We start from the raw sequence: 4,843 nt of genomic DNA on the forward strand, positions 1-4,843 counted from the left end.
TGGTGGGAGAGGGTGGATTCGAACCACCGAAGGCGGAGCCAACAGATTTACAGTCTGCCCCCTTTGGCCACTCGGGAACTCTCCCTGGAGCTGGTGATGGGACTCGAACCCGCGACCTGCTGATTACAAATCAGCTGCTCTACCAATTGAGCTACACCAGCAAAATATTTTGGTAACAACATTTTAATTATAAAATATAATTACCGATTTGTCAACACCTTTTTTAAAAAAGATGGTCGAGGCGACAGGACTTGAACCTGCGGCATCTTGGTCCCAAACCAAGCACTCTACCAAACTGAGCTACGCCTCGATAAGTTGTTTTAGTCAACGCAAAATATATTATACATCTTTTAATTTGGTTTGTCAAGAAAAAAATTAAATTTTTTTCTTAAGTTTTTTATATCTTGTCTTGTAAACATATAAAAAATATGATAGAATAGTTTTATATTATTCATTAATGCTATAATACATTAAAGGTGATTAAATGGAATATAAAAATATTAAAGGCATAATTGTCAAGGAAGCTAAGTATAAAGAAAATGATAAGATTCTAACCATCGTTACCGATGCACTCGGAAAAGTAAATGTAATTGCAAAGGGTGTGGCAAAGCCAACATCTAAACTTAATGCACTTGCCCCTCTTGCTCTTATTGAATTTGACTTAAAATCAGTTTCTGATAATATGTATATTTCCACAGGTGCGTCTAAACTTATTGATTTTTATGATATTTCAAAAGACCTTGAAACTTATGCTTATGTTTCCTATATTCTTAATTTAGCAAACGATATGTTTTTATATGACGACACTTTTCCTGAACTGTTCAAACTGCTTATAAATACCATATATTTATATTATAAAGGCACTAAAAACAAGGAACTTTTAAAATGTGTTTTTGAACTCAGGGCGCTTATAATTTCAGGATATGCAATAAACATTGATGAATGTGCTTTTTGCGGAAAAGAAGAAGCAGAATATATAAACTTATACGAGGGTGAATGTTACTGTAAAACTTGCGGAAACTCCGATATGGGAAAAACTATATCGCCGTCTGTTCTTCTTTCTCTAAAACATATTACCTATTCAGACGAAAAGAAACTTTTTTCTTTTTCTCTTAACGGACCTTATATTAAAGAACTCAGTATAATCAGTACAAATTACATTAAAATTTGCATGGAAAAAGAGTATTCCAGCCTAAAATATTTAAGAAATATTCAGAAAGGATTAAAATAAAATGTTAAAAGAAGTAAAATATCAGAAAAAACCTCAGTTTATTACAATGTTAGAAAAAAAAGGTGGAATTAACTATAAAGTATATGAAAAAGACCATCTTACTATTCTTTCAGGTCAGGAACCGAAAGGGAAAAACAAATCTTTGATATATCATATAACGGTTAATTCCAAAAAAAGATATAAAGCATCAAAAGCAGAACTTTTGGAAATTGCAAAAGAAATTTTGCCAAAAGACACAAAATATAAAATTAAAAAAAGTTTCTTTATGAAAACTGTTTCACATATTTATGAGGTTCAATAAATTACATAATATAAGAACCTCACGAAAATCTAAAAGCCAAAGGCTTAAGATTTTCGGAGAACCTTGTTGTGTTAATTCACAATAAAAAGGCAAAATCGCTATATAGCATGATTTTGCCTTTATTTATTCATAATTTTATAAATTTTATATTTTAATCTAAATCATTTCCGGAAGTTCAAGTCCTGATTTAATCCCTGCTTCCTTACATTTTAAGAAAAATGCCATATTTACCGCAAGTTTTTTTACGATAGAAATTCCCTCTTCGTCCTTTAATACTTCGTCAGGAGATATTCCATAAACTACATTCCAGTATTTCGAAGATATCACAGGCATTTCGGCCAAAGTGAAATATTTGTTTAACTGGTCAACTGTTACAGTCGCCCCTGCTCTTCTTGCCACAGCAATCCCTGCTGCAGGTTTTAGATAATATGCTCCGCTTTTTTTAGAAGAATAGAAGAGTCTGTCCATAAACGAACTCAACTGCCCTCCCATTGCGGCATAATGAACAGGTGAGCCAAATATAAAAGCATCAAACTCCTTTGCTTTTTTGGCAAAAACATTTACACTGTCGTCCATAAAACATTTTCCCAGTTTGACACACGCTTTACATCCTAAACATCCGGATATGGGTTTTGCACCTATCCAGAATATTTCTGAAGAAATTCCTTCCTTTTCTAAAGTTTCACCCACAATATTTAAAACTGTATACGTTGAACCTTTTTCGTGTGGGCTTCCATTTACTAATGCAACTTTCATTTTTTAAAATCTTCCTTTCAATTTTTGTTCATAATTTGCTGTTTTATCAGAACGACACATAGGTCGTTCCCTACTTTTTTCGTTCCGGAGGTTTTTAGCATCCCCTTATATTTCATTTTCAGTTATTATTTTAAATCCATTATCAATGAGCATCTGACAAGCGATGCCATTACCTTCTTTCAATGTAGCAGAAAAACTACCGTCATATACCTGTCCAAGTCCGCAGGAAGGACTTTTGGCTTTTAGTATAATAAGTTCGGGCTTTTTATTTTTTGCAATTTCCAGTGCATATTTCCCACCTGATATAAAATTTTTTGTAACATTTTCCCCTTTTATATTAAACACCTTATCCCCTTTTATTTCACTTGGCGGGCGGGGTGTTGGAAGTCCGCCCATAACTTCCGGACAAATTTTTATGTATTCTTTATCTTTTAAAAATTCAAGAACTTTTTCATTTTTGTTATTATCGCCATTATATTTACAGTTCTCTCCGACTAAGCAGGCACTAACTAAAATCATACTGTTTCCCTCCCCATATTATATTATATTAAATATGTTAAAATGTCAAAGAAATATATAATTTCTTTACAAAACGAATAACTTATTGTATAATATAGTTAGCCGTCGGAGAATTATGTAAATATGCCTCTAACATTTAAAAACGCATTTAATTAACTCTCCAACAGCTAAAAAGTGAGGATTATATTATATGATTAAAATTCTTATTAATTTATTTATTAAAGACAGCGGAAATATTAAAAATACTAAGGTCAGAGAAAAATACTCCCTTTTATGCGGAATTTTAGGGATAATAAACAATCTGATTTTGTTTTTTATAAAGGCAATTATTGGTTATCTGTCGGGAAGTATGGCACTTTTTTCCGATGCTTTTAATAACTTTTCGGATATGGGAACCTCAATAGTTTCAATTATCGGCATAAAGTTAAGCAATCAGGATGCAGATAAGGAACATCCATTCGGGCATGGCCGTATAGAATATATCGCATCTTTAGTTATTTCCTTTATCATTATGCTTGTCGGATTTGAACTTTTAAAAGAATCTATAATAAAAATTATAAATCCCGTCAAGGTTTCTTTGTCCCTGCCGTTTGTTTTTATTCTTACTATATCTGTTATAGTAAAATTATGGATGTACTCTTACAATAAATTTATAGGAGAAAAAATAAACTCAAAGGTCCTTATGGCAGCATCAAAAGATTCTATAGGTGATGCAGTTGCAACTGCTCTTATAGTTTTAGTTTCTTTTTTGGGAAAATATTTAAGTTTCCCAATTGATGGATATTTAGGTGTTATAGTTTCATTAATTATAATGTATTCGGGCTTTGGGGTTTCTAAAGATACCATTAACTCTCTTTTAGGTGCATCTCCTGACAGCGAAACAGTTAAAGGGATTGAGGATATAATATTATCCCATAAAGATGTAAGGGGTATTCATGACCTTATAATCCATGATTATGGTCCGGGAAGAATTTTTGCATCTGTTCATGCAGAAGTTCCTGAAAATGTAAGTATAGTACAAATTCACGAAACGATTGATGATATTGAAAGTTTGATAGAGAAAAATTTGGGTGTTCACATTGTTATTCATATGGACCCTATTATAGAAAACAGTGGTCAGTTAAACCTGATAAACAAACTGATTTCTGACACCTTGTGTGAGATTGATGTTAATTTAACTTATCACGATTTAAGATTAACAAAAAAAGACGAGTGTACCAATATTGTTTTTGACCTTTGTATTCCTGTTTTTTACAAAGAATACCAAAGGAAAGATATTTTAGATAAAATAACTGAAGTTATAAGAAAGTGGGATGAAAATTATAACACGGTTATCAAAATAGATAATAAATATTAAAGGGGATTAAAACTATGTTTGGAAGAAGACCAGATGGGAAAGTAGATAAAAAAATTGACCCGATTGTCAGAGTAACATCTATGTTTATGCCTCAAAGATGTGATGCTCAGGTTATGATTAAGGAAGAACTTGATTACGAACCGGTATCTAAATACATCAAGAAAAAAAGAGCGGAAGGTATTAAGATATCTCTTATGAATGTTATAGTTGCCGCATTTGTTAAAACAGTACTTGAATACCCTGAGTTTAACCGTTTTATAATGAATAAAAAAATATATCAGAGGAATGAAATTTGTGTTTCACATGCAATGTTAAAAAATCAAATTGGAAATGAAATTAATGAAACAACGGTTAAATTATTCTTTGATGAAAATGATAATATTTTTACAGTTACTGAAAAAATGAATAAAGCAATAGAAGAAAACAGAGAGATAGAAAATGAAAACTTTACTGATAAACTTGCAAAGTTTTTCCTGGCAATACCTCTTCTTCCCGGTCTGGCAATAGGTTTTGTTAAACTTCTTGACAGATACGGACTTTTGCCAAAAATTATAATTAACGCAAGTCCTTTCCATACAAGTATGTTTATAACAAATATGGCATCAATAAGAATGAATTATGTATATCATCATATATATAATTTCGGAACAACAAGCGTATTTTTCTCAATGGGTCAGCA

Annotated in this window: 6 protein-coding genes and 3 tRNA genes; 4 read left to right on the top strand and 5 right to left on the bottom strand. The window is 31.6% G+C overall.

Annotated features, from left to right (window positions below):
• From E7419_08140 to E7419_08150, 3 genes are all read right to left on the bottom strand, one after another.
• Positions 1-85 (bottom strand) — tRNA-Tyr (locus tag E7419_08140).
• Positions 86-161: transfer RNA gene (locus E7419_08145), tRNA-Thr, on the bottom strand. It abuts the tRNA gene before it with no gap.
• A gap of 72 nt (positions 162-233) precedes the next feature.
• Positions 234-310 (bottom strand) — tRNA-Pro (locus E7419_08150).
• A gap of 174 nt (positions 311-484) precedes the next feature.
• Between E7419_08150 and recO the strand changes: the two genes are divergently transcribed.
• A complete protein-coding gene (recO, locus tag E7419_08155; GenBank protein ID MBE7015149.1) occupies positions 485-1,231 on the top strand; it encodes a DNA repair protein RecO in 747 nt (248 codons plus the stop codon).
• Between the two features lies 1 nt (position 1,232).
• Positions 1,233-1,532 carry a hypothetical protein gene (locus E7419_08160; protein MBE7015150.1) on the top strand — a complete coding sequence of 100 codons (300 nt, stop codon included), beginning with the start codon at positions 1,233-1,235 and terminating at the stop codon, positions 1,530-1,532.
• 156 nt (positions 1,533-1,688) lie between these two features.
• Here E7419_08160 and E7419_08165 read toward each other — a convergent pair whose 3' ends face one another.
• Together E7419_08165 and E7419_08170 are read right to left on the bottom strand one after the other, a co-directional pair.
• Positions 1,689-2,288 (bottom strand): flavodoxin family protein, encoded by a 600-nt coding sequence (locus E7419_08165; GenBank protein ID MBE7015151.1) that lies wholly within the window; start codon positions 2,286-2,288, stop codon positions 1,689-1,691.
• A 105-nt stretch (positions 2,289-2,393) separates the two neighbouring features.
• Entirely contained in the window at positions 2,394-2,807 is a 414-nt protein-coding gene (locus E7419_08170) for a DUF523 domain-containing protein (GenBank protein ID MBE7015152.1), read from the bottom strand.
• A gap of 190 nt (positions 2,808-2,997) precedes the next feature.
• Between E7419_08170 and E7419_08175 the strand changes: the two genes are divergently transcribed.
• Together E7419_08175 and E7419_08180 are read left to right on the top strand one after the other, a co-directional pair.
• The gene (locus E7419_08175) at positions 2,998-4,164 is read left to right on the top strand and encodes a cation transporter (GenBank protein MBE7015153.1); all 1,167 of its coding nucleotides are present in this window, start codon (positions 2,998-3,000) and stop codon (positions 4,162-4,164) included.
• 14 nt (positions 4,165-4,178) lie between these two features.
• Positions 4,179-4,843 (top strand): hypothetical protein (locus tag E7419_08180; GenBank protein MBE7015154.1); only part of this gene is annotated, 665 nt, incomplete at its 3' end.

The organism is Oscillospiraceae bacterium (assembly GCA_015068525.1).
Classification (GTDB): domain Bacteria; phylum Bacillota; class Clostridia; order UMGS1840; family HGM11507; genus SIG450.

Coding starts and splice junctions, on each gene's coding strand:
- recO (MBE7015149.1), top strand. CDS start 485: ATGGAATATAAAAATATTAAAGGCATAATTGTCAAGGAAGCTAAGTAT.
- E7419_08160 (MBE7015150.1), top strand. CDS start 1,233: ATGTTAAAAGAAGTAAAATATCAGAAAAAACCTCAGTTTATTACAATG.
- E7419_08165 (MBE7015151.1), bottom strand. CDS start 2,288: ATGAAAGTTGCATTAGTAAATGGAAGCCCACACGAAAAAGGTTCAACG.
- E7419_08170 (MBE7015152.1), bottom strand. CDS start 2,807: ATGATTTTAGTTAGTGCCTGCTTAGTCGGAGAGAACTGTAAATATAAT.
- E7419_08175 (MBE7015153.1), top strand. CDS start 2,998: ATGATTAAAATTCTTATTAATTTATTTATTAAAGACAGCGGAAATATT.